Source organism: Paenibacillus sp. FSL R5-0928 (assembly GCF_037970385.1).
Lineage (GTDB): Bacteria > Bacillota > Bacilli > Paenibacillales > Paenibacillaceae > Paenibacillus_AQ > Paenibacillus_AQ odorifer.
On sequence record NZ_CP150225.1, the window covers coordinates 2,486,551 to 2,509,323 of the forward strand.

Annotated in this window: 19 protein-coding genes and 1 other annotated feature; of the genes, 17 read left to right on the forward strand and 2 right to left on the reverse strand. The window is 42.8% G+C overall.

The window, feature by feature from the left end:
* The first annotated feature begins 589 nt into the window (after positions 1 to 589).
* The 14 genes from MKZ16_RS10985 (at position 590) to MKZ16_RS11050 (ending at position 17,539) form a co-directional block, all read left to right on the forward strand.
* Positions 590 to 1,789 (forward strand): saccharopine dehydrogenase family protein, encoded by a 1,200-nt coding sequence (locus MKZ16_RS10985; RefSeq protein ID WP_036679313.1) that lies wholly within the window; start codon positions 590 to 592, stop codon positions 1,787 to 1,789.
* A gap of 10 nt (positions 1,790 to 1,799) precedes the next feature.
* Positions 1,800 to 2,936: a carboxynorspermidine decarboxylase gene (gene nspC, locus MKZ16_RS10990; RefSeq protein ID WP_036679316.1), complete on the forward strand. Its 1,137-nt coding sequence runs from the start codon at positions 1,800 to 1,802 to the stop codon at positions 2,934 to 2,936.
* Positions 2,937 to 3,431: 495 nt separating this feature from the next.
* Complete coding sequence (locus MKZ16_RS10995; protein WP_036679318.1) at positions 3,432 to 4,055, forward strand: deoxynucleoside kinase; 624 nt, start codon at positions 3,432 to 3,434, stop codon at positions 4,053 to 4,055.
* Positions 4,052 to 4,705 carry a deoxynucleoside kinase gene (locus MKZ16_RS11000; RefSeq protein ID WP_036679320.1) on the forward strand — a complete coding sequence of 218 codons (654 nt, stop codon included), beginning with the start codon at positions 4,052 to 4,054 and terminating at the stop codon, positions 4,703 to 4,705. Before MKZ16_RS10995 ends, MKZ16_RS11000 begins: the two co-directional genes overlap by 4 nt.
* Positions 4,706 to 4,989: 284 nt before the next feature.
* Positions 4,990 to 6,237, forward strand: coding sequence for a collagen-like protein (locus MKZ16_RS11005; protein ID WP_339815933.1), 1,248 nt, complete (start codon positions 4,990 to 4,992; stop codon positions 6,235 to 6,237).
* Between the two features lie 259 nt (positions 6,238 to 6,496).
* Positions 6,497 to 7,678, forward strand: coding sequence for a MalY/PatB family protein (locus MKZ16_RS11010; protein WP_076107486.1), 1,182 nt, complete (start codon positions 6,497 to 6,499; stop codon positions 7,676 to 7,678).
* Between the two features lie 118 nt (positions 7,679 to 7,796).
* On the forward strand, positions 7,797 to 8,087 hold the full coding sequence (locus MKZ16_RS11015) for a hypothetical protein (RefSeq protein WP_036679330.1): 291 nt from the start codon (positions 7,797 to 7,799) through the stop codon (positions 8,085 to 8,087).
* Positions 8,088 to 8,150: 63 nt separating this feature from the next.
* The gene (locus tag MKZ16_RS11020; RefSeq protein WP_076107484.1) at positions 8,151 to 9,101 is read left to right on the forward strand and encodes a nucleoside hydrolase; all 951 of its coding nucleotides are present in this window, start codon (positions 8,151 to 8,153) and stop codon (positions 9,099 to 9,101) included.
* 156 nt (positions 9,102 to 9,257) lie between these two features.
* Complete coding sequence (locus MKZ16_RS11025; protein WP_036679335.1) at positions 9,258 to 10,511, forward strand: stalk domain-containing protein; 1,254 nt, start codon at positions 9,258 to 9,260, stop codon at positions 10,509 to 10,511.
* A 62-nt stretch (positions 10,512 to 10,573) separates the two neighbouring features.
* Positions 10,574 to 10,805 (forward strand) — a binding site (T-box leader).
* 62 nt (positions 10,806 to 10,867) lie between these two features.
* Positions 10,868 to 11,674 (forward strand): class I SAM-dependent methyltransferase, encoded by an 807-nt coding sequence (locus MKZ16_RS11030; RefSeq protein WP_076098475.1) that lies wholly within the window; start codon positions 10,868 to 10,870, stop codon positions 11,672 to 11,674.
* 44 nt (positions 11,675 to 11,718) lie between these two features.
* Positions 11,719 to 12,639: an AraC family transcriptional regulator gene (locus MKZ16_RS11035; RefSeq protein WP_076107482.1), complete on the forward strand. Its 921-nt coding sequence runs from the start codon at positions 11,719 to 11,721 to the stop codon at positions 12,637 to 12,639.
* A gap of 548 nt (positions 12,640 to 13,187) precedes the next feature.
* Positions 13,188 to 14,141 carry a radical SAM protein gene (locus MKZ16_RS11040; protein ID WP_036679337.1) on the forward strand — a complete coding sequence of 318 codons (954 nt, stop codon included), beginning with the start codon at positions 13,188 to 13,190 and terminating at the stop codon, positions 14,139 to 14,141.
* Positions 14,142 to 14,262: 121 nt separating this feature from the next.
* Positions 14,263 to 15,309 (forward strand): bile acid:sodium symporter family protein, encoded by a 1,047-nt coding sequence (locus tag MKZ16_RS11045; RefSeq protein ID WP_235219427.1) that lies wholly within the window; start codon positions 14,263 to 14,265, stop codon positions 15,307 to 15,309.
* Positions 15,310 to 15,505: 196 nt separating this feature from the next.
* Entirely contained in the window at positions 15,506 to 17,539 is a 2,034-nt protein-coding gene (locus MKZ16_RS11050; RefSeq protein WP_036679339.1) for a methyl-accepting chemotaxis protein, read from the forward strand.
* 165 nt (positions 17,540 to 17,704) lie between these two features.
* On the opposite strand, the gene MKZ16_RS11055 is transcribed toward MKZ16_RS11050, so the two are convergent.
* Positions 17,705 to 18,985 carry a histidine--tRNA ligase gene (locus MKZ16_RS11055; RefSeq protein ID WP_305953504.1) on the reverse strand — a complete coding sequence of 427 codons (1,281 nt, stop codon included), beginning with the start codon at positions 18,983 to 18,985 and terminating at the stop codon, positions 17,705 to 17,707.
* Positions 18,986 to 19,337: 352 nt separating this feature from the next.
* Between MKZ16_RS11055 and MKZ16_RS11060 the strand changes: the two genes are divergently transcribed.
* The 3 genes from MKZ16_RS11060 to MKZ16_RS11070 all read left to right on the forward strand — a co-directional run bounded on the left by MKZ16_RS11060 (position 19,338) and on the right by MKZ16_RS11070 (position 22,164).
* A complete protein-coding gene (locus MKZ16_RS11060) occupies positions 19,338 to 19,991 on the forward strand; it encodes an HD domain-containing protein (protein WP_036679342.1) in 654 nt (217 codons plus the stop codon).
* A gap of 86 nt (positions 19,992 to 20,077) precedes the next feature.
* A complete protein-coding gene (locus tag MKZ16_RS11065) occupies positions 20,078 to 21,523 on the forward strand; it encodes a DEAD/DEAH box helicase (RefSeq protein ID WP_036679344.1) in 1,446 nt (481 codons plus the stop codon).
* A 182-nt stretch (positions 21,524 to 21,705) separates the two neighbouring features.
* Entirely contained in the window at positions 21,706 to 22,164 is a 459-nt protein-coding gene (locus MKZ16_RS11070) for a hypothetical protein (RefSeq protein WP_339815697.1), read from the forward strand.
* Between the two features lie 19 nt (positions 22,165 to 22,183).
* Here MKZ16_RS11070 and MKZ16_RS11075 read toward each other — a convergent pair whose 3' ends face one another.
* A complete protein-coding gene (locus MKZ16_RS11075; RefSeq protein WP_339815699.1) occupies positions 22,184 to 22,771 on the reverse strand; it encodes a hypothetical protein in 588 nt (195 codons plus the stop codon).
* Between the last annotated feature and the right edge of the window lie 2 nt (positions 22,772 to 22,773).

Below are 22,773 nucleotides of genomic sequence, written 5' to 3' on the forward strand. Positions count from 1 at the left end.
CAGAAGATTTAGAGGGAAATGCAATAACGGTAAACAAAGCGTATGCGATTTTGAAGAATGTAAGCGGGAATCTTTTCGAGGATTATTTATACGGATGATGATGAATATTGGAAAAATGGGACAACTTATAATTATCCCAATGATCGTTCAATTCTGGTCGCGAAACGGATGGGCATAGCAACAACGATTAATATTGCGACAAAAACGGGTAAGAGTATATATTACGGCCTCTTTGTATTTGTTGCAGTGCTGTTGATTGGAATGGTGGAAACCGAACGTTTTTAGGCGGAGTTGAAAGGATGGTGAGGTTTTTCATTGATTTTAAAATAAATCGTATGAAGTATAACCCTCTTGTGATAGAATAATCTAGTTGCTCTAGTTTCTGAAAATCCACTCTGTTCCAGCAAAACACCTGATCTATACACGTGGATAATCGAGGAAATATGAGCATTTAAGAGTATTAACAAGATTTCTTAGAGATTTTACACAAAACACATCATTTTTTGTCGGTTTTTATTGATTTATTCAAAAATATTATGTATAATCAGCCTTGTTGATTTTGCAAATGGAATTTTAGGAGGTTTTTATTTTGGGAAAAGCGTTAATTATTGGCGCTGGCGGCGTAGCAAGTGTTGTTGTTCATAAATGCTGCCAGAACCCGGATGTATTTGAAGAGATCTGCATTGCCAGCAGAACTGTCGCGAAATGTGACGCTCTGAAAGATAAATTAGCCGGAGGCCGCACGAAGATTTCTACTGCTCAGCTCGATGCAGATAACACGGACGAAGTCATTGAACTGATCAAGAGCTTTGAGCCGGATGTCGTTATTAATGTCGCTCTCCCATATCAGGACCTGACGATCATGGATGCGTGCCTGGCAACAGGAGTGCACTATGTGGATACTGCCAATTATGAACCACAAGATACAGCGAAATTCGAATATTCCTGGCAGTGGGCTTACAAAGAAAGATTTGAGAAAGCTGGCCTTACCGCTTTGCTCGGCAGTGGATTTGACCCAGGTGTAACTGGCGTGTTCACGGCTTACGCGCAAAAACACTATTTTGACGAGATCCATACCATTGATATTGTAGACGCCAACGCTGGCGATCATGGATATCCATTCGCTACAAACTTTAATCCTGAAATCAATATTCGTGAAATTACAGCTAATGGCCGTTATTTCGAGAATGGCGAGTGGATTGAAACCGCACCACTTTCTGAGAAGAAAGTTTACGATCTTCCGGAAATCGGACCTAAAGATATTTATCTTTTGTACCATGAAGAGTTGGAATCCTTGGCTGTTAACATCAAGGGCGTGAAGAAGATCCGTTTCTGGATGACTTTCTCGCAGAACTACCTGACTCACTTGAAAGTGCTTGAGAATGTGGGTATGACTTCTATCGAGCCTATCATGTACGAAGGCAAAGAGATCGTTCCTTTGCAATTCTTGAAGGCAATGCTGCCTGACCCGGCTTCCCTGGGACCAAGAACAAAAGGTAAAACTAACATTGGATGTATCATCCAAGGTACTAAAGACGGTAAGCCAAAAACTTATTATGTATACAACGTTTGCGATCATGAAGAATGTTATGCAGAGGTTGGCTCCCAAGCCATTTCCTATACTACAGGCGTTCCTGCAATGATCGGAGCAATGTTAATTATAAAAGGAATCTGGAAGAAACCAGGCGTGTACAACGTAGAAGAGTTCGATCCAGATCCATTCATGGAAGCTTTGAATAAACATGGTCTGCCTTGGCAAGAAGATTTCTCGCCAACGCTGCTAGACTAAGGCGCGATTGATGGATATTGATATCAGCGTTGTCCCGTCACCATGTTACCTTGTAGATGAAAGATTGCTTACCCGCAATCTTGAGATTATGAATTCTGTACAAGAACGTACAGGAGCTAAGATTTTGCTCGCGCAAAAAGGCTTCTCAATGCACTCCTTGTATCCGCTAGTTGGCAAGTACTTGCATGGCGTAACTTCCAGCTCCTTATTCGAAGCCAGACTTGGCTATGAAAAAATGGGCAAAGAGGTTCATGTCTACGCACCAGCTTATGTGGAAAGTGAATTCGATGAGCTTCTTGAATACTCCGATCACATTGTGTTCAATTCTTTTGACCAGTGGAATCGATTCAAGGATCGTGTGAAAAATGCACCGAAGCACATCAGCTGCGGCATTCGGGTGAATCCGGAGTATTCCGAGATCGAAGTTCCGCTGTATGATCCATGCTACAATTATTCCAGAATGGGAGTAACTCTCCCTAACTTTAGACCTGAAGAGCTTGAGGGAATTGATGGATTACATTTCCATACCATGTGCGAACAAAATTCAGACACACTGGAGCGTACGCTCAAGGTAGTCGAAGAGAAGTTCGGACCTTATCTCAAAGGGATGAAATGGCTTAATTTTGGTGGCGGTCATCATATTACACGTCCCGATTATGATCTGGAGACCCTTGTCCGCTGCATTCTGCATATGAAAGAGACTTACGGTGTGGAAATCTATCTGGAGCCAGGTGAGGCGGTTGCGCTTAATACTGGATATTTGGTAGCTACCGTTCTCGATGTTATGCATAACGGAATGGACATTGCGATTCTCGATACTTCGGCTGAATGCCACATGCCAGATGTACTGGCTATGCCATACCGTCCGAACATTATCGATGCTGGACAACCTGGGGAATATCCTTATACGTACAGATTAGGTGGAATGACTTGCCTAGCCGGAGATGTAATTGGAGATTATTCCTTCAAGGAGCCTTTGAAATACGGCGATAGACTCGTATTTCTAGATATGGCGCATTATTCTATGGTGAAGAACCATATGTTTAACGGCGTGAATCTGCCAGCTATCGTCAGCTACAATGACGAAGAGGGAATTAAAGTAATTAAACAGTTCGCTTTCGAAGATTTCAGCGGACGTTTATCTTAATAGAATGATCTAAAAAGGTGTCCCTTCAGGGACACCTTTTTTGCTATGGTTCCAGTCCTTTGAATGCGCGATGACATCTAGGAAAAGAGGAGTGATGCTAAAGGACCGTATGGCAACTATTGGTGTTTATTAGCTCATTTAGCTAAGGTTATGGACTGTATAGCTCTTATTGGTCGGATAGTGACTATTATTAGGGCGCATTTGGTAGAATAGCTGCAACTGAGTCCGATTGTATGCTGAAACAGCCAATTTTTCGGAAATAGAGTCTCCTCGGTCCGATTCATCCTCGTGGGGAGAAGATAGATATCGAACCGATTTTTCAGAGGAATAACTCTCTTATATATGCGTTTATCTTACAGTTGGACACTTGTATTACTGGAAAAGTTTCTTCATAATTAGCCGCTCACAAGTAAGGTCTCATGTGATACAATAATTTAGTCTGTTTTTTAAAATTAGTTATTGAAGGGTCCGTATCTGAGGAGGAAGTCAGCATCAATGGAACATGCACCGTTTATTGCAGTGGAAGGCCCGATCGGGGCTGGAAAAACAACATTAGCTTCGATGCTTGCAGAGGAATTAAACTTACCGATTATTAAGGAGATTGTGGATGAGAATCCGTTTCTGGCTAAATTTTATCAGAACATGGATGACTGGAGCTTTCAACTGGAGATGTTTTTTCTCTGTAATCGGTACAAGCAGCTTGAAGATACAGTAACTCAGTACATAGATAAAGGTAAACCGGTGATCTCGGATTATCATATTTATAAGAACCTTATCTTTGGGGAACGAACGCTGAAGGGAACGAAACGAGAAAAGTATCGACAAATCTATCATGTGCTGACGGATGACCTGCCGAAGCCAAATATTATTCTCTATATAAAAGCAGATCTCGATACCTTGTTAAAAAGAATCGCCAAACGCGGACGCCCTTTTGAAGGGGATATGGATACTGCGTATTTGCAGCAATTGATAGAAGATTATGATGATGCGATGGGCTCTCTAGCGATTCAAGAGCCGTCTACCGTTATTATTACCATAGATGGAAATGCAGTCGATTTCGTGGAGAACCCAGAACACTTCGTCGAAATTGCCTCTCACATAAAGGAGCTAATGAAATGAATCCATATAACATCCCAGCTAACGCCATAATTACCGTGGCAGGAACCGTGGGGGTGGGGAAATCCACTTTAACAGGTGCTTTGGCTAAAAGGTTAGATTTTCAAACCTCGCTGGAGCAAGTTGATCATAATCCTTATCTTGAAAAGTTCTATCATGATTTTGAGAGATGGAGTTTTCATCTACAGATTTATTTCCTAGCCGAACGTTTTAAAGAACAGAAGAAAATGTTCGAAATGGGCGGTGGTTTTGTTCAAGATCGCTCGATTTATGAGGACACTGGTATTTTTGCTAAAATGCATGCGGATCAAGGCACGATGTCCAAGACAGACTATGAAACCTATACAAGCTTGTATGAAGCCATGGTCATGACACCCTATTTCCCGCACCCTGATGTGCTGATTTATATTGAAGGCAGTCTTCCTTCTATTTTAGCGCGAATTAATGAACGCGGCCGTGAAATGGAAATTCAAACGGACGTGTCCTACTGGGAGCATATGCATGGCAGATATTCGAAATGGATCAATGAGTTTACAGCTTGCCCAGTGCTTCGTCTGAACATTGATGATTATGACGTAAATGACTCGGCATCAATGGCGGATATTCTCACGAAGGTAGGCAACACCATTCGTAAGCCTGTTGATAAAATATAATAGTTGAGGATTAGCAGCTCCCGTGGTTTGGGGGTTGTTTTTTTATGAGCTCATAAAAAAAGACCCAAATCTATGATTTGGGCCTAATAGGGAAGTGTCAGTTGTCCTAATAATAAAATACGAAAAGTGAATAAAAATGGTGTGGACATTCTAATGTACTTAAGGGCCACCTCCTATTTTATTAGCCCTTTTTTTAGGAAATAGGTTCCTGTCTAATAGAAACTAGTTATTGGTCCATGTCTAAAATTAATAAGATGCGTACACTGAACTATCTTTATAGGGAGGTGTACGTATTGAGTTGTCCAGACGATAAAAAGTGTCATAAAAAAAAAGTCGCCACTGTATTTGCTTCGAAAAGAAAAAGAAAAGAACATCGTCGAAAAGTTATTAAGAAGATTGTAAAAGTCACTTGTCCTCCACCAGAAGTGAATGTTACTACACCGACAGTCGTTGGTGCTACAGGACCGCAAGGGCCGCAAGGAGCACAAGGACTCCAAGGAATACAAGGGGCCCAAGGCGTTCCCGGAGCTCAAGGAGCACGAGGACTCCAAGGAGCTGAAGGACCTCCAGGACCCGCCGGCGGACCTCCAGGACCCCAAGGACCTCAAGGTGAACCAGGGCCAGCGGGAGCGATTGGTCCACAGGGTGTAGCGGGACCCGTTGGTCCTCAGGGTGCCCAAGGCGTGCCGGGTGCCCAAGGAGTTGTAGGTCCTCAGGGATCGCAAGGTTTACCTGGTCCTGCAGGAGCTATAGGACCACAAGGTTTTGTAGGAGCACCGGGAGCACCGGGAGCACCGGGAGCAACCGGAGCAACAGGAGCACCAGGAGCGCCAGGAGCACCAGGAGTAGCTGGAGCAACCGGAGCACCGGGAGCGGCCGGAGCACCGGGAGCAGCAGGAGCACCGGGAGCAACCGGAGCGCCGGGAGCAGCAGGAGCAACGGGAGCAACCGGAGCGCCGGGAGCAGCTGGAGCACCGGGGGCAGCAGGAGCAACGGGAGCAACCGGAGCGCCGGGAGCAGCTGGAGCACCGGGGGCAGCAGGAGCTGCGGGAGCAACCGGAGCACCGGGAGCAGCAGGAGCAACGGGGGCAACCGGAGCACCAGGAGGCGTATTAGGTTTTGCTGATTTTTTTGCCCTAATGCCTCCTGATAATGCAGCAACTGTAGCACCGGGCACAGACGTAAGTTTTCCTCAAAACGGACCTACCAGCGGGACGACAATTGCACGAACGGGTCCTAGTTCTTTTAATTTAGCAGCAATAGGGACTTATCAGGTGTTGTTTCAGGTTAGTGTAACCGAAGCAGGACAACTCATCTTGACTCTTAATGGCGCGGATCTCGCCTATACTGTAGTTGGACGCGCAACAGGTACATCACAAATCGTAGAAATGGCTATAGTGCAAACAACGGTTATTAACACCATCCTGACCGTTCGGAATCCTGCTGGTAACTCTACTGCACTTACTATTACTCCTCTCGCTGGAGGAACAAGATCTGTTTCAGCACATCTCGTTATTACACAATTAGCGTAATAAGGTGTATTTCGTATAGATAAGTTGGTCACCTTAATATTGGTGATTTTACTTATGATTATTGTAAAGAGGAGGACGAACGAAGGTCCTCCTCTTTATTCAGAGTATTTACTATTAACATTCTATTGTTTTTCTATCGTCTAACGACTTGAAATTAATCATCTATTTATGTGAATTCTTTTGATTCTATCTTAAGATGCCATATCGCTTTCCTCATGATACAATAAAAGATAAGTTTATAAGGATGAGGTGACTTTAGTTGAAGTATGATTTCGATCGCGTAATTGACCGCCGTAATACTAGCTCTTACAAATGGGACCAATCCGAGAAGTTGTTTGGTGAGAAGGATATTATGCCGCTTTGGGTGGCAGACATGGATTTTGAAAGTCCTCCCGCAGTGAAGGAAGCCATTCTGCGCCGCGCAGAACAAGGAGTTTACGGTTACAGTGTACCTAGTGATACTTATAAAGAAGCCATCACGTCATGGTTTAAAAGACGGCATGATTGGCAGATCAAACCGGAGTGGATTTCAGATTCTCCCGGAATTGTAACTTCCTTAAGCCTCTCTGTTGAACTTTTTACTGAGCCTGGGGACGAGGTTATTTTACAATCGCCAGTTTATTATCCCTTCTATGATGTCATCCAGATGAATGACCGGAAGGTTGCCAAGAATCCGCTTATCGTCCGTAATGGGCGCTTTGAGATGGATTATGAGCAGTTGGAAGGGCTGATGTTGGGTGGAGCTAAGCTGCTGCTGTTATGCAGTCCGCATAATCCAGGCGGTAGAGTATGGGAAAGAGAAGAACTGTTGAAGCTCGGTGAACTGTGCTTGCGCCACGGAGTGAAAGTTATCTCTGATGAGATCCATTGTGATTTGGCGCTTCCAGGGTATGAGCATATTCCTTTTGCATCTTTGTCTGAGGAAATTGCCAATATTACGTTAACCACACTTGCCGCGACCAAAACCTTCAATCTTCCGGGGCTTCAATCCTCTTTTATCGTGTCCTCGAATCCGGAATTGAAACGTAAATTTGATCAAAAAATGAAAGCCTTGAGCTTACATATGGCTAGTTTCTTCGCGCAAGGAGCAGTACAAGCCGCTTACAACGACGGAGAAGAATGGCTGGATGAGCTGTTACAATATGTATCAGATAATGTGGATTATACTATTAGCTATTTGTCGGAGCATTTACCACAGGTTCATGTGATGCAGCCGCAAGGAACCTACCTGTTATGGGTAGATTGCCGCGAACTGAACTTGGAAATAGACGGTCTGAAGCAGCTGATGCACAAAGAGGCTAAAGTTGCGTTTAATGAAGGTTCTGTTTTTGGAACAGAGGGCAAAGGCCATCTGCGGATCAATCTGGCTTGTCCGAGATCTACGTTAGTTGAGGCATTGGAACGCTTTTGCAAGGCAGCCGCAGCTTATACAAAGAAATAAACGGTGATTTACTGAAGCTTGATGATTCCGCTAATGGGGTCGTTAAGCTTCTTTATTTTGCAATAGGGTAAAAAGAATAATAAAATGGAGTCCATTACGACAAGCAGGAGGACTGCAAATGAAATGGGTAGCCCAGCTTCCGTATTATAAGATACAACGAGAAATTAGGGATGGAGAACAACGAAGTGTTGCTTCCAATCGGCTAATGTATTTATATCAAGATAGAATTGTAACTCGTCATCGGGAATTCCCGCTAAAAGATATTTTCGATATGTCTTATCGTTCAATGGGGGATATGGGCGGCATGTTCTATCTGCACACGAGTAAGGGTGTGTATGCTTATTTGATAGAGTGTGATCCCGAGCGGTTTATTGAAGCCTTTAAAGAACAGGAATTGAATAAGAATTGAGCGACCCTCGTTGGCCGTGATATGATAACTTTTATGAAAAAAGCATAATGGGAGAGAACATAAATGAGTAAAACACGAATTATTATTGATGCAGACACAGGTATTGACGATGCACTGGCGATTCTATATGCCTTACGCGCTCCAAACGTAATTGTAGAAGGAATTACAACCGTTTTTGGGAATATTGATGTCGAAAAGGCGGCGGACAATTCACTGCGGCTAATTGAGCTTGCTAAGCCTGGTTATGAGATTCCTGTAGCGATCGGAGCATCCAAGGCACTTGTTCGTGAGCACTCAGGCTACGCCACTCATGTGCATGGTGAGAACGGTATTGGTAATGTGGAAATTGCTCCATCCAGCCAGCGTCCCATTAGCGAAACTGCATCTGAGTTTATTGTTCGGATGGCTAATGAGAATCCCGGAGAGATTGTATTAGTCACACTGGCACATCTAACTAACCTTTCTATGGCGCTTGATATGGACCCTGGTATTAAGAATACTTTGAAAAAAGTAGTGGTGATGGGCGGTACGATCTTCAATCCCGGCAATAGAACACCGGTTGCGGAAGCGAATATTGCTGGGGATCCGGAAGCTGCTGATCATGTATTTACATCTGGGCTTCCTGTTATGATGGTGGGTCTAGACGTTACGCTTAAGACGCGGATTACCCAAGAGCATATCGATTTATTAAACCGTTTTGGACGTGAAGAAAATAAAGCGATCATTTCGTTCATGGAACAATCGCTTACTCATTATTTTAATTTCTATCGTGAAGCGAACTTTTTGATCAACAGCGCACCGCTGCATGATCCACTCGCACTTATGGTTGCGCTGCAACCAGATCTAGTAACCTACAAAGAGATGAATGTTCGTGTGGAGCACAAAGGTGAGTTTACATCGGGAATGGTCGTAGCGGACTTGCGGGCTCAGCCAAAAGTAGGTAAACCCATACAAGTTGCAGTGGATGTAGATGTTGAACGAGCAGTGGGAACCTTTTTGAACGTGTTTATGTAATTTTGCCGACCTCTTCTAATATGAAAAATAATTTCGAAGCTCATAGATGACAATCTATTAATTTTACAATTGGATAATCTTTGGTAAAATGGTAGAGGACATATAAGAGTTTACAAGATTAGACTTCATATCATAGAAGAGGGAGACTTATCATTCATGAACAAGCGAATCGGTAAATTAGTATTATGTTTGGCTATTTCGCTAGGAGGCACCACGGCTTTATTCCACAATACCACACAGGCAGCCACAGCTGGTGGAGTTAGTATTGTGCTGGATGGTTATCCACTACCCTTTCCAGTAGAACCTGTTGTGATGAGCGGAACAACGATGGTGCCATTCCGAGCTATATCTGAAGCTTTGGGAATTAATGTCGAGTGGAATCAGGCGCAGAAGAAAATTACGGCTACCAAAACAGATACTGCAGGGACCAAAGTGGTAACCCTGACCCTTGGCAGCAAAAATGCAGGTGTTAACGGCGCGGTTGTGAAGTTAGGAGTTGCTCCGCAGACGATCCGGGATACAACGATGATTCCCCTTAGCTTCTTCGGCCAGCAGTTTGGTGCGGGTGTAGCTTGGAATCAATCTACGAAGACCGTATCTATTACTTCGCCGAAGACTGAGCTGTACACTCTTGGTTTCTATGCTCTGAGTTCTTATAGTGAGATTTCCTTACTTCCTAATTTTGATGCTGTGGCCTTTGGTTGGAGTGGGATTGATAAAAGCGGGCAATTCACCACAACGGGGACTGATTTCAAATGGCCTCAGGCGGCTGGTGACGTAACACCAGAATCGATTGTCACGAATGCAGCGGCAGGTGGAACAGCTCCTTATCTGATGGTCTTCTCTGGAGATACCGCATCAGAGTTAACTAAGAACCTGGAAGATAAGCAGCTTCAAGAACAGACGATTACTGGAATCGTAGATCTTGCAACGCAAAAAGGATTCCAAGGCATTACCCTGGATCTGGAGGGCCTAGGTCTAACAGGTGATAAGGCGAAGGTGCAAGCAGATTACAATGCTTTTGTGAAAAACCTATCACAAAAAGCACATGCAGCAGGACTTAAACTTACCGTTATTCTTCATCCATTAAATAGTTCTTATAAAGGATATGATTACAAAACTTTAGGAACACTTGCAGATGATTTGGTCATTATGGCGTACGATTATTTACAAGAGAAAAAAGTTCCAGAGCCGATGAGTTTAGTTGATGAAGGCATCCGGCTTGCGCTTCAGCAAGTGAGTAAGGATAAGCTGATCCTCGGGATCTCTGTGTATAGCGAAAACGAATCTTCAGTGAATTCGAAGGTAGGACTTGCTAAACGTTATGGCCTTAAAGGAATTGCGATCTGGCGTTTAGGTCTGATCGGACAGCCTGTCTGGAACGAAATGGGGAAGTCAGTAGAGCTGTAAGTGGAATTTGTATTGACAGGGAATAATTTCTAAATATATACTAGGTCAAAATACAATACGGAATAAACGTAATGATTGGGAGTATTAAGGAATAACTACTGCCCAGAGAGCTGCCGGTTGGTGCAAGACAGCGGAGTAGGTTCCCCAACTCACCCATGAGCGGTAAGATCGAACCTCAGTAGATCTTAACGGCTAACCCTCCGTAATCGGGTTCTAAGATTCGTTGTTTATTATAAGCAATAAGCAACGATCAAAAAGAGTGGTACCGCGAAGGTTAAACCTATCGCCTCTTTGGAGGCGATAGGTTTTTTCTGTTCTCTACAGAAAAAATACAATTGAAGGTGGGTGTTTTGGTAATGGGCAATATTATTGATTATTACTCCCAATTTGATGAGTGGGGAAGATTGGATAGGGAGCCGCTGGAGTTCATCATTAATCTGCATTATATAAAACATTATTTAACTACCGCACAATCTATACTGGATAATGGTGCTGGGCCCGGTAAGTATGCCATGGAGCTGGCGAAGCTGGGCTATAACGTAACGTTATCGGATCTTACCCCTAAGTTAGTTGAAATAGCTCAGCAGAAGGTTAATGAATTAGGATTAACTGAGCAATTTAAAGGTTTTCATGTGCTGAATGCAACTAGTTTAGAGGGAATATCTGACGAAAGCTTTGATGCTTCTCTGATGTTAGGCCCTTTATATCATTTGCAAGAAGAAGAGGATCGGATTTTAGCAGTTAAGGAATTGTTTCGTGTGACAAAGAAGAATGGCATCGTATTTGTAGCCTTTCAAAGTCGGATGAGAATGACTCTTACATCCTTACAGTTCCCACAACATTGGAAGCCTAATGACAACATGGATTCAATACAAGAGTTTTATGATAGCGGGATTTTTAATCATAAAGATGAAGGTAGGTTTACGGGAGCTTATTACTTCAATATTGAGGATATAAAACCTTTCATGGAGGAGAATGGATTTCGAACCATTGATTTAATTGGTTCTTCTAGCCTCGGAGCATTACTGACAAATGAGCAGAAACAATACTGGACAGACCGGGGTGAGCATGAGGAGCTCTTTGAATTTCTCATTAACGCAGCAAAGGATCCATCCATTTTGGGGATTTCCTCTCATCTGTTGTATATAGGGCGAAGAAAATAAATAAGGAAAAATCATTTTATCATCACGGGATTGAGGTAGGTCTAGTGAACAATGATTACAGGGTGCGTATTCAGACGGTTCTTCATTTTATCGAGGACAACTTAGATCAAGAGATAAATCTAGAAACGCTAGCTGAAGTTTCTAATTTTTCTAAGTATCATTTTTCTAGAGTTTTTTCTGCAATTACAAATAAAACACCAATGACCTATCTGACGGAAAGACGTCTATATCACGCGGTTACCTATCTTGAAACAACCAATAAAACCATGCTAGATATCTCAATTCTATGCGGTTTTAGTTCCATCTCAAGTTTTAATTCATCCTTTAGGAAACTGTTTAAGGCAACCCCAAGCGAGATGAGAAGGTCAATGCAAGAACATAGCAATTATCAGTTAATTTCCAGCAATAATCAGGAAGAATTGTCTCCTTCTAAAAATTATGATGTGAGTATCAACATAAATAATTTTTTAAGGAGAGTATGGGAAATGAACATTGAGGTAAAAGAACTTCCAAGTTATCAAGTGGCATACGTAAGGCATGTTGGCAGCTATCTTGAAACGTATAAGGCATGGGGAACACTCAGCAAGTGGGTTGAGAAAAATGATTTACCGTCAACAGAATACTTCATTGGTATTTCTTTAGATGATCCCAGCGTGACTGACGAATACTCTTGTAGATATGATGCCTGCATAACCATTCCAGAAGAGTTTGTTAAAGAGGGTGATTCGAGCGTAGAGTTCAAAACTTTATCTGGTGGTCTTTATGCCTTATATCCGTTTTATGATACGATCGACAAATTGGCTATTGCCTATCAAAGTGTGTACGGTCAATGGCTACCTAATAGTGATTATGAACCGGATGATCGGTATGCGCTCGAATTTTGTATGAATGATCCATATACAGACCCTGAAGGTAAAGCAAAAGTTGATCTTTATATCCCTATAAAAAGTGTCGGTGGACATTAAAAACAAACTCTACTACTCGATTACAGTTCCATTCTCGATGGACGAAATGGTAGTAAAGCCCATAACCCCAGGTTTTATAGGTTTCACCAGTTTGAAGATAACCTGTAACATATATGCCTGAATGCGTATCGGTTTATCCATCACTCCACGAGGCTTCCGGACTCGGATGACGTTATTTGTATGTTATCAGCTATCAAAACATGATTTCGGACTCCGCTGACGCTATTCATTGCAAAAGGCACTTATTGGGCGTTTTTTCGGTCAATAGGTGCACTGGAGTCCGTTACAGGTTACTACGCGTATCTGAAAGTGATTACGCATGCGCTTCCGACTACGATTATGGTGAAAATTTGAGTGTTGTTCAATGGACTCGTTTATCAAGTGAGATCATAGAAATCTGGAAATAAGCAGCGGCAGATCAGTATTCGTTAATCAAACCGTACACTCGAATGTTATAAAACTCACATTAACCTAAGCTATAAACCTATATAATCTCTAAGGTTGAACTTTTGAACTAAATTCATTATTTTTCAGGAGGACTTTAGAGTATGAGATATAAAGCATTAGAGCTCGACAAACCGCTTACTTATGAGCTGGAAGGGTTAGAAATAGGGGTAACTTCGAACTGTAATTTCCGCTGCGATTATTGCTGTGCATATAATAGAAATGATGGACAAAGCATCAAAGCCAAAGAGGTCATCCGCATTCTGGACGAACTTCCAGGCCTTAAAAGAGTACGTTTATCAGGTGGAGAAGTGACGCTGAAGTTCGATGACTGTGTGGAGATTGTAACCTACTGCGCATCCAGAGGGATTCAGACACAACTGAATTCCAACGGCAGTCTTTTAAATGCTGAACGAATTGGCCAATTGGTTTCCGCAGGATTAACGACCATACATATTTCCTTCAATTTTACTACTGCGGAAGCTTTCTCAAAATATTATAATATTCATCCAAGCATTTATGAGAAAATAAGAGAAAATATTACCCTGTTCGCCGCAACAAGTGTAGATACTGTGCTGGAGACGCTGCTGTTCAGTGAAACCCAGGATAATATGAAGGAGATCAGCGATCATGTCTACGCAATGGGCGTGCGCACACATGAAATTCAGAACAGTATTATCATGGATCATACAGGGTGGAAGTCGATAGCTGCGCGGGAACAATTAAAGAATGCAGTGAGTGAGCTGATCGCACGGAAGAAAGAAGATACGATTCTGTATTTCACCTGCATGGACCGCTTTATGGACGCCCTTGGGTTCGAAGAGCAGCCGGGTGTGTATTTTCCTCACTGTATAGAGGGGAAGAAGCAGCTTCATTTGCATGGAAATGGCGACATTTTGATTTCAGAGCTTTGCCATCCGGTGATTATCGGCAACATTTATCAAGGAACTTCACTAAAAGATTTATACAATAATATGCCAGCGCCATTGGCACAGTTTTTGGATAAGCAACCTTGCCCAGCGCTGGATGCATTGTTTCCACAAGGCTTAGAAGTTTAACACTCTATATAGATTACTTCGAGGGACCAATTTAAGAATTGGTTCCTATTTTTTTATGGTAGACTTAATAAAAAACACAGATAAGGAATGTATGAGCTTCATACATAAGGTGTACTGCCAAGTGTTTGCTAATATAAGAAATGGACTTATCAAATCTAATGTTGTTCTAGAAAAGATTATGCCGTTATTAACACCCACAGCCATCGTGGTCGGTGTGCTTAACGAAAGCAGACTGCTGCCGTTCACAGGTCTCGTGCCCTGGATTTTCGCTGTAATGACGCTGATCGGTAGCTTGAAGTCCAACCTAAAGGACCTGCTAGGGGTACTTCTGAAACCCCAGAAGCTGATTATTCTAATGGTAATTTTACATATTGTAATGCCGCTGATCGGCTGGCTTGCAGCCATGGCTTTTTTTCCGGGAGATCCATATACAGTGACTGGTTATGTATTGCTGTTCGCGATTCCTACAGGTGTTGTAAGTGTGGTATGGGTGTCGATGTACGGAGGAAATATTGCATTGACATTAGCCCTTATTCTGATTGATACGCTCTTGTCGCCAATTGTTGTCCCGGGTACCTTATATTTGCTGATGGGAGCGAGTGTGGAAATTCAGCTAGCTGATATGATGAAAGGGCTGCTATGGATGGTAGTCATTCCTTCTGTAGTTGGGATGCTGCTGAATCAATGGACAAAAGGGAAAGTCAATACGGTATGTGGACCGCCGCTTGCTCCGTTTGTTAAAGTCGGATTGTTTATAGTTGTTTCTATTAATGGGGCCAGTATTGCCCGTTATCTGAAACATCCGGATGGCAAATTAGCGATCATAATTGGAGTGACCTTCATAACCGTTGTGCTTGGCTATGTAATCGGAGCTTTGGTGTCACGCCGTTTCCGCTTTAGTTATGAAGATTCCGTGGCGGTGCAGTTTAATTCGGGTATGCGGAATTTAAGTGCGGGAGCTGTATTAGCAGTGAAATATTTTCCTCCTGCTGTCGCGCTTCCAGTAATTTCGGGGATGTTGTTCCAACAAATACTCGCTGCGATGTCTGGTCTATTTTTACGTAGTAGAACTAAACGACTGTTAAGTGAGGGTGCATTAATGCAAGTGAATACTGCCTCTCAGATAGAACCCTCTGCTTCTTCTAGGACAGATGATAGGTCTTGTTAGCCGGTTTGTGAAGGATATATGACCTAAAAGCTGTGATATTTTATTCATTTACATGAAAATTTTCGACATTTTATGATATATTTCTTATTTTTGCGCGATTTATATTCACTATTCAACTTTGCCACCCGATAGTAATTGTATTATTTACAATTTCATTGTTCGCAAATGAACAAGGAGTCGGAAGGATGAAAAGAATATGAAGATTCGCCTAAAGTTATCACTTGTTATGATAGGTGTGACCCTTTTATGTATTTCTGTAATGGGGATATTTACGTATTTGAAATCAACTCAGGCGATTGTGAATCTTACTGAGAATTCTATGAAGCAGGTCAATACGAACAAAGCTCAGACCATATCAGCCATGATAGCAAAAGAGCAGAGAAGCACAGAGCTTATTGCGAGCCGCTCGGAAATTGTTGATCTACTGCTGCAAGCTGGGAATGGTGGAGTTAGCAAAGGTGATAAGCTTCAGAATGAGGTGAACGCCAGTCTTCAAAGCATTGTGGAGGAAGCAGGGAACCTTGAGCACATTCTTGTCAGTGATATGAAAGGTATTAGTGTGGCTGACAGTGATACTAAGCTTATAGGGACAGATTTTAGTGAAAGAGATTATACGAAAAGAGTAATGGAGACGGCTGAGCCTGTGATCAGCGAAACGCTGAAATCAAAATCTACAGGAGCTTATGTAGTGGCTTTTGTACAGCCCGTAAAGAGTAATGGAAAGATGATTGGATTTATTGCGTCAGCTGTTTCCGCAGATAGTATGATTAAGTATTTGGCCGATACCAAAGTGGTAAACACGACGAGCTCTTACGCTTATTTACTGGATGAGAACGGCAATAAATTATATTATCCGGATAAAACACAAATTGGTCAGCCTATTGAGAATACGCAGATCGCAGCTGTTATGGAGCGTGTGAAATCTGGTGAGAAGGTAGCGGATGGCCTGCTAAATAATACATATAATGGTGTGGAAAAAAAATCTACCTATACAGTTTTACCTGAGACGCACTGGTTGCTTGTATTAACCGCAGACCTTGATGAAATCGTGAAACCTGTCACTGATATGAGAAATTTCAACTTATTTCTTGGTGTGGGAAGTTTAATTATTGCCTTGCTGATTGCTCTTTATTTTGCTAAAAAAATCTCTTCTCCGATTGTTAAACTAACGGACATGATTAATAAAACGGCAGAATTGAATTTGACGCATGACTCAGAGTATGAGTATTTGACTAAAAACAAAGATGAGACAGGGACGATCGCCAAAGCGATGTTCCGCACCCGGGCTACACTTCGTGAGATGGCTGGAAGCTTAATTACGATCTCGTCCAAAGTGCTTGAAAATGCAGAAACGCTGGAGAAGCTGTCTATAGATGTGCGGGAAAATGCCCACGATAATTCAGCGACTACGCAGCAGCTATCGGCAGGTATGGAAGAGACCGCAGCCTCCACAGAGGAAATGACAGCAGCAATTACTGAAATTGATAACAATGTATCCGGGATCACCAATAATGTGAAGGAAGGCGCTGCCGTTTCTAGACAAATTAGTGAGCGGGCGCTGACTCTCCAAGATGAGGCAACAGAATCTACGACGAATGCTAAACAAATTTATGAATCCGTGCGAATCGATATGGAAAAAGCGATTGAGCAGTCGAGCGCGATTGCAGAGATTAATGTACTGACAGATACGATTCTATCCATTGCCAGTCAGACCAATCTGCTGGCCCTGAATGCAGCTATAGAAGCGGCAAGAGCGGGTGAGGCAGGTAAAGGTTTTGCGGTTGTAGCTGGTGAGATTCGGAAGTTGGCTGAGAAATCGTCTAAGATTGCGGCTGGAATTCAAGGTGTGGTAACAGGTGTATATTCTTCTGTTGAATCCATGAAGGAGAATTCTGAGGCATTACTTTCCTTTATAGACCAGAATGTCCTAGCAGATTATGAACGATTAACTGAGGTAAGTCAGCAATACAACAGTGATGCTGCCACTGTAAATACGCTGTTAAAACAATTCGAGAGCGCAGCCGATCATTTGAGTATGGCCATATCAAGTATTAATATTGCCGTTAATGAGGTAGCTGCTACAGTAAACGAAGGAGCTATAGGGATTCAGGATATCGCGGTGAAAACGGCGGATATCGTGGAAAAAACATTCCTGGAGGTTACTATGGCCGATGAAAATACTCAAAGTGCCAAAGAACTTCAGGGGTTAGTAGATAAGTTTAAGATCTAAGGGTTTGAAATGAATTAAGGGAATCCTTATCTCTTTTTCATAAAATATTAAGCTTGCAGGGTTATAGTACATGTATAACCTCCCTTATATATAGACTTTACCCCGCCGGTCGCCGGCGGGGTCTTTTTTTGTCCGGATCTTTTTAGAAGAATATCAGGCAGTAGTTTATCCAGTAATAAGGTAGATGGCTTCATCTAATGGAACTATAACCTCTGTTTGTTCCTTCATATCCTTCAGCCGCACCTTATCCACACTGGATTCACTCTCGCCGATTAGAATAACGTAACGGATTTTTTTGGATGAGGCTGTGGCGAGTTGCTTTTTAAGTTTTCTTTTACCGGATACCAGAGTGGTTCGGATAGAACAGGCACGGAGCTCGGCGGCTGCAATTAAAGCCTGTGGGAGCGTCTCGCCAATCGGAATGACCATAACTTCTGCTGTCTTGTGCTCTTGGATAGGACGTTCTGCAAGGAGCGCCATGATAGACTCCATACCAAAAGATAAGCCAACCGTAGGATATTGAATATCCTCTCTGCCCACCAGCTGTCCGATGATAGCGTCATATCTGCCTCCACCACCCAAGCTTGAGGTAAAGGAGCCGGATGCATCAAAGATCTCGTAGACGGTTCCAGTGTAGAAAGAAAGCCCGCGGGACAAAAAAGGATCGAAACGACAAGTCTGTTGCAGCTGAATGTCTTGGAGCAGCTTTTGCAGGACAAGAACCTCCATCGCTCCCGGTTGTCCGGTAAGACTATATTTTTCGCATAACTGCTCAAAGCTTGGATTGTCCGTTTCGATAAGCTCTAGGATAGCAGTGATGGTTGTAGGTTTGATTTCCTTGCTGATCAATTCATTTTTCACGCCGCTGAGGGTGATTTTTTCTAATTTATCCAAGGTTAGCATAACGGACAGCTGGTCCTCAGCAGGTACACCAATCGATTCCAGAATCTCACCGAGAAAACGTCTGTTGTTCCATTTTAGGATGATCGGGATATCCAGCTTGCGAAAAGCTTCTGTGGCCAGCTGCATCAATTCAGCTTCCGCCTCAGGTCCTGAAATACCAACGACATCAACATCGCATTGCAGAAATTCACGCAGGCGCCCACGTTTCACGGGACCATCACGGAATACTTTTCCGATCTCATAACGCTTGAAGGGAAACTCTATTCCAGGATTTAAAGCGATCACTTTGGCAAAAGGGATGGTCAGATCATATCGTAAGCCCAGCTTGCGGTTGCCTTGATCGGTGAGTTGGTACATCTCCTTGAGAATTTCATCCCCACCTGCATATTTCGAGGTTAATAAATCCAGTTCATTTAATAATGTGGTGTCCATGGATTCAAAATCATAGAGTTCGAACAAATCCTGCAGCGTATTTTGAATGTTCTTTCTGAGCGCCTGCTCTTTTCCGAAGTAATCATAAGTTCCTTTAATGTTTTGCATCATTAGTAGCTCCTTTGAATTGGCATAGTTTAGAGAATAAAAAAACGCGCAGGACCTCATGGTCCTGCGCGTGATCTATGCCGCAGGGAGGCCAACGCGAGTAGCGTTAGCCTCCCTGAGAAATTCAGGGTTGCTAACGCTGTTTGTGATAATAATGAAGTTGATTCAGCATGATTGTTATGGTGTTCATCAGAATCAATTCCCTTCGACATTTTGATTACTGCCGATTATAGCGGATCATTTGGAGTCGTGCAAGTAAGAATTTGTTATAACGAAGATTTTTAGTAGGCGAATGGACAGGCAATCAGCTATAATAGGGCTTCGATATTTCATAGGCGAAGGGAGCTTGTTGACGATGAATCAACCTTTAATAATAGCCCGGGCGGAAGAATTTGTTAAAGAACAACTGGGACAAGATACTACGGGTCATGACTGGTGGCACACCCATCGGGTCCGCAGCACGGCATGTGAAATTGCTGAGATCGAGCGTGCGGATGTGTTTATCTGTACGATGGCAGCCTTGCTGCATGATGTTGCAGACGAGAAGCTTAATCCGTCAAAAGAAGCAGGTCTGCTTAAAGTCCACACTTGGCTCACGGCAAACCTTACAGAGGAGGAGCAAATTCGTCATATCATGCTGATCGTTGAAACGATGTCCTTTAGTGGTGGTGGAGGAGAACCTATGCAGACTCTGGAAGGTCAAGTGGTGCAGGATGCAGATCGACTAGATGCACTTGGCGCGATTGGCATTGCCAGAACCTTTATTTTCTCAGGTGCAAAGGGACGTCCGGCTTATGATCCAGAAGTGGCTCCACGCGAGGAGTCGCTGCAAAAGGAATACAGGGATTATAGCAAGGGGACGGCTGTGAATCATTTTTATGAGAAGCTGTTGAAACTAAAATTCTTAATGAATACGGCTTATGGACGCAAGTTAGCGGAAGAACGGCATGATTTCATGTTGAATTTTCTGGACCAGTTCTATAAGGAATGGAATCAAGGACGCCAATAACTGTTATAATGATAAGTATGCACAAGATGGAAGGATCGCGGAGTTTCCGCTTTAACCAGAACAATCGGCATAGAAGAGGTTGAACGATGAGTGAATTGCAATTTAGAGATTATGAGTTAGACGAAGAGATAATTAAAGCACTGGATGTTCTGAAATTTATGACACCTACGGAGGTACAGAGCAAGGTAATTCCTGTGGCTTTGCAGCAAAAGGATCTGATTGTGAAATCGCAAACAGGCAGTGGCAAGACGGGAGCTTATGGTATTCCGCTTTGCGATCTGGTGGATTGGGTGGAGAATAAGCCGCAGGCTTTGATACTTACACCAACTCGGGAGCTTGCGATGCAGGTGAAAGAGGATATTACGAACATCGGACGTTTTAAACGGATTAAGGCAGTTGCTCTTTTCGGCAAGCAGCCCTTTGCCCCCCAAAAGATAGAGCTTACGCAAAAAACACATGTTGTCGTAGGTACGCCTGGACGCGTATTTGACCATATTGAAAGAGGCACACTTCCGCTAAATCGAATCAAATATTTGATCATCGATGAAGCTGACGAAATGCTGAGCATGGGCTTTATTGAGCAGATCGAGAAGATCATTAAGCAGCTGCCCAAAGAGCGAGTAACCATGTTATTCTCAGCTACCTTACCCGAAGTCATTAAGAACTTGTGCCGAAAATATATGAACGATCCAACGGATATCGAGATTCAGGCAAGTGGAATTACGACGGCTACGATTGAACATGCGTTGATTGAAGTGAGACAAGCTGCCAAATTCTCTTTGCTAAGCGATATCATAACGGTGGAGAATCCGGATAGCTGTATTATTTTTTGCCGTACGCAGGAGCAGGTGAATGCTGTATTCAGAGGACTGGCGGATCTGGAATATCCTTGTGATAAGATCCACGGAGGTATGGAGCAGGATGAGCGCTTTGAGGTCATGAATGCTTTTAAAAGAGGGCAATTCCGCTATTTAATCGCTACCGATGTGGCGGCTAGAGGGATTGATATCGAGAATATCACCCATGTGATTAATTACGATATTCCACTGGAAAAAGAAAGCTACGTGCATCGTACAGGCAGAACCGCGCGTGCAGGCAAGACGGGTAAAGCGATCACTTTTGTCACTCCGAATGAGCAGAAGTGGGTAACTGAAATTGAAAGCTATATTGGCTTCAGCATTCCGCATATGAAAGCTCCTTCGGACGACGCAGTTGCCTACGCAAAGGAAGCGTTCGAGCAGAAGATCAATAAGCAGCCTGTCCGCAAAAAGGACAAAAGCGAAAGCTTAAACAAAGAGATTATGAAGCTATACTTCAACGGCGGCAAGAAAAAGAAGCTAAGAGCCGTGGATTTTGTCGGCACAATAGCTAAGCTTGAAGGTATTTCCGCCGAAGATATCGGGATTATCTCGATTCAGGACAATGTGACCTACGTGGATATTTTGAACGGTAAAGGCGCAATGGTGCTGCAAGCGATGAGAGAGACCACCGTAAAGGGCAAGCAGCTGAAGGTTCATATTGCGAAAAAATAAATCAAGGATGACAGCTTATTGCTAAGCTCCTTGCAAATATGCCGCTACTGATGCGGTTTATAGGAAGAGGGAGTCGTGTTCACTACACGGCTCCTTCTTTAATTTGTTGTTTTATCTCAGCATTTCTATGTTTTCGTTGTGAAATTATAGAAATTAGAATATAACTTGTGAGAGGTGATAGATTGAAAGCTGAATCTAGAAGCACAAGGATGAAAGCAATCCTACAAGTTACCATTGTTATTTTCTTACATTTAATAATTATCTACCTTTTGGGAATGAAAACGGGGAAGTTGGAAGTAGAAGTAGTAAAACAAATGTTTATAATGTATGCAGCACCAATAATTCTTCTGAATGTGTCTTGCAAGATAGCTTTAAAGACGCAAAAGCTTAGGTACAACAATTCTTGGTTAGTTATTAGTATTGTTCCTAGCACGAGAATTCTATTTTATTTAAAAGAATTACAAGGAAAAGAGTCTAGAGGTTCAGGGGTTGTTGATTTAAGGTTTTTTGATATGAAGCCTGACTTTGATCAGATAAGTCTTATTTATTTTTTCCCTATAATATATTTAGGTATTCAACTAGTTTTGATTTTTTTACTATTGATCATGATAGTAACGAAAGAAAAATCAATAGCTGACTAGCATAATTTTCTTGTACGCACTAGGAATGCCGAAATGAACGGTAAAACTCCCGTACAATGAGCTGATCCAGCTGGAAGTGGCGAAATGAACGGTAAAACTCCCGTACAATGAGCTGATCCAGCTGGAAGTGGCGAAATGAACGGTATAACTCCCGTACAATGAGCTGATCCAGCTGGAAGTGGCGAAATGAACGGTATAACTCCCGTACAATGAGCTGATCCAGCTGGAAATGCCGAAATGTACGGTATAACTCCCGTACAATGCGCTGATCCAGCTGGAATCGCCGAAATGAACGGTAGAAATCCCGTACAATGAGCTGATCCAGCTGGAAGTGGCGAAATGAACGGTAAAGCTCCCGTACAATGTGCTGATCCAGCTGAAAGTGGCGAAATGAACGGTAGAATTCCCGTATAATGTGCTGATCCAGCTGGAAGTGGCGAAATGAACGGTAGAAATCCCGTACATTCAGCCAGCATATTATGTAACCCAAGATACAACACCATAATGGTGTCGTCTCTTGGGTTTTTTCGACGCTAAACGGATCTGATAACGCAGATCCGTTCAGCTTAAGTAAAATAAGATCGAAAATAATTAATTTTAGTTCCATAA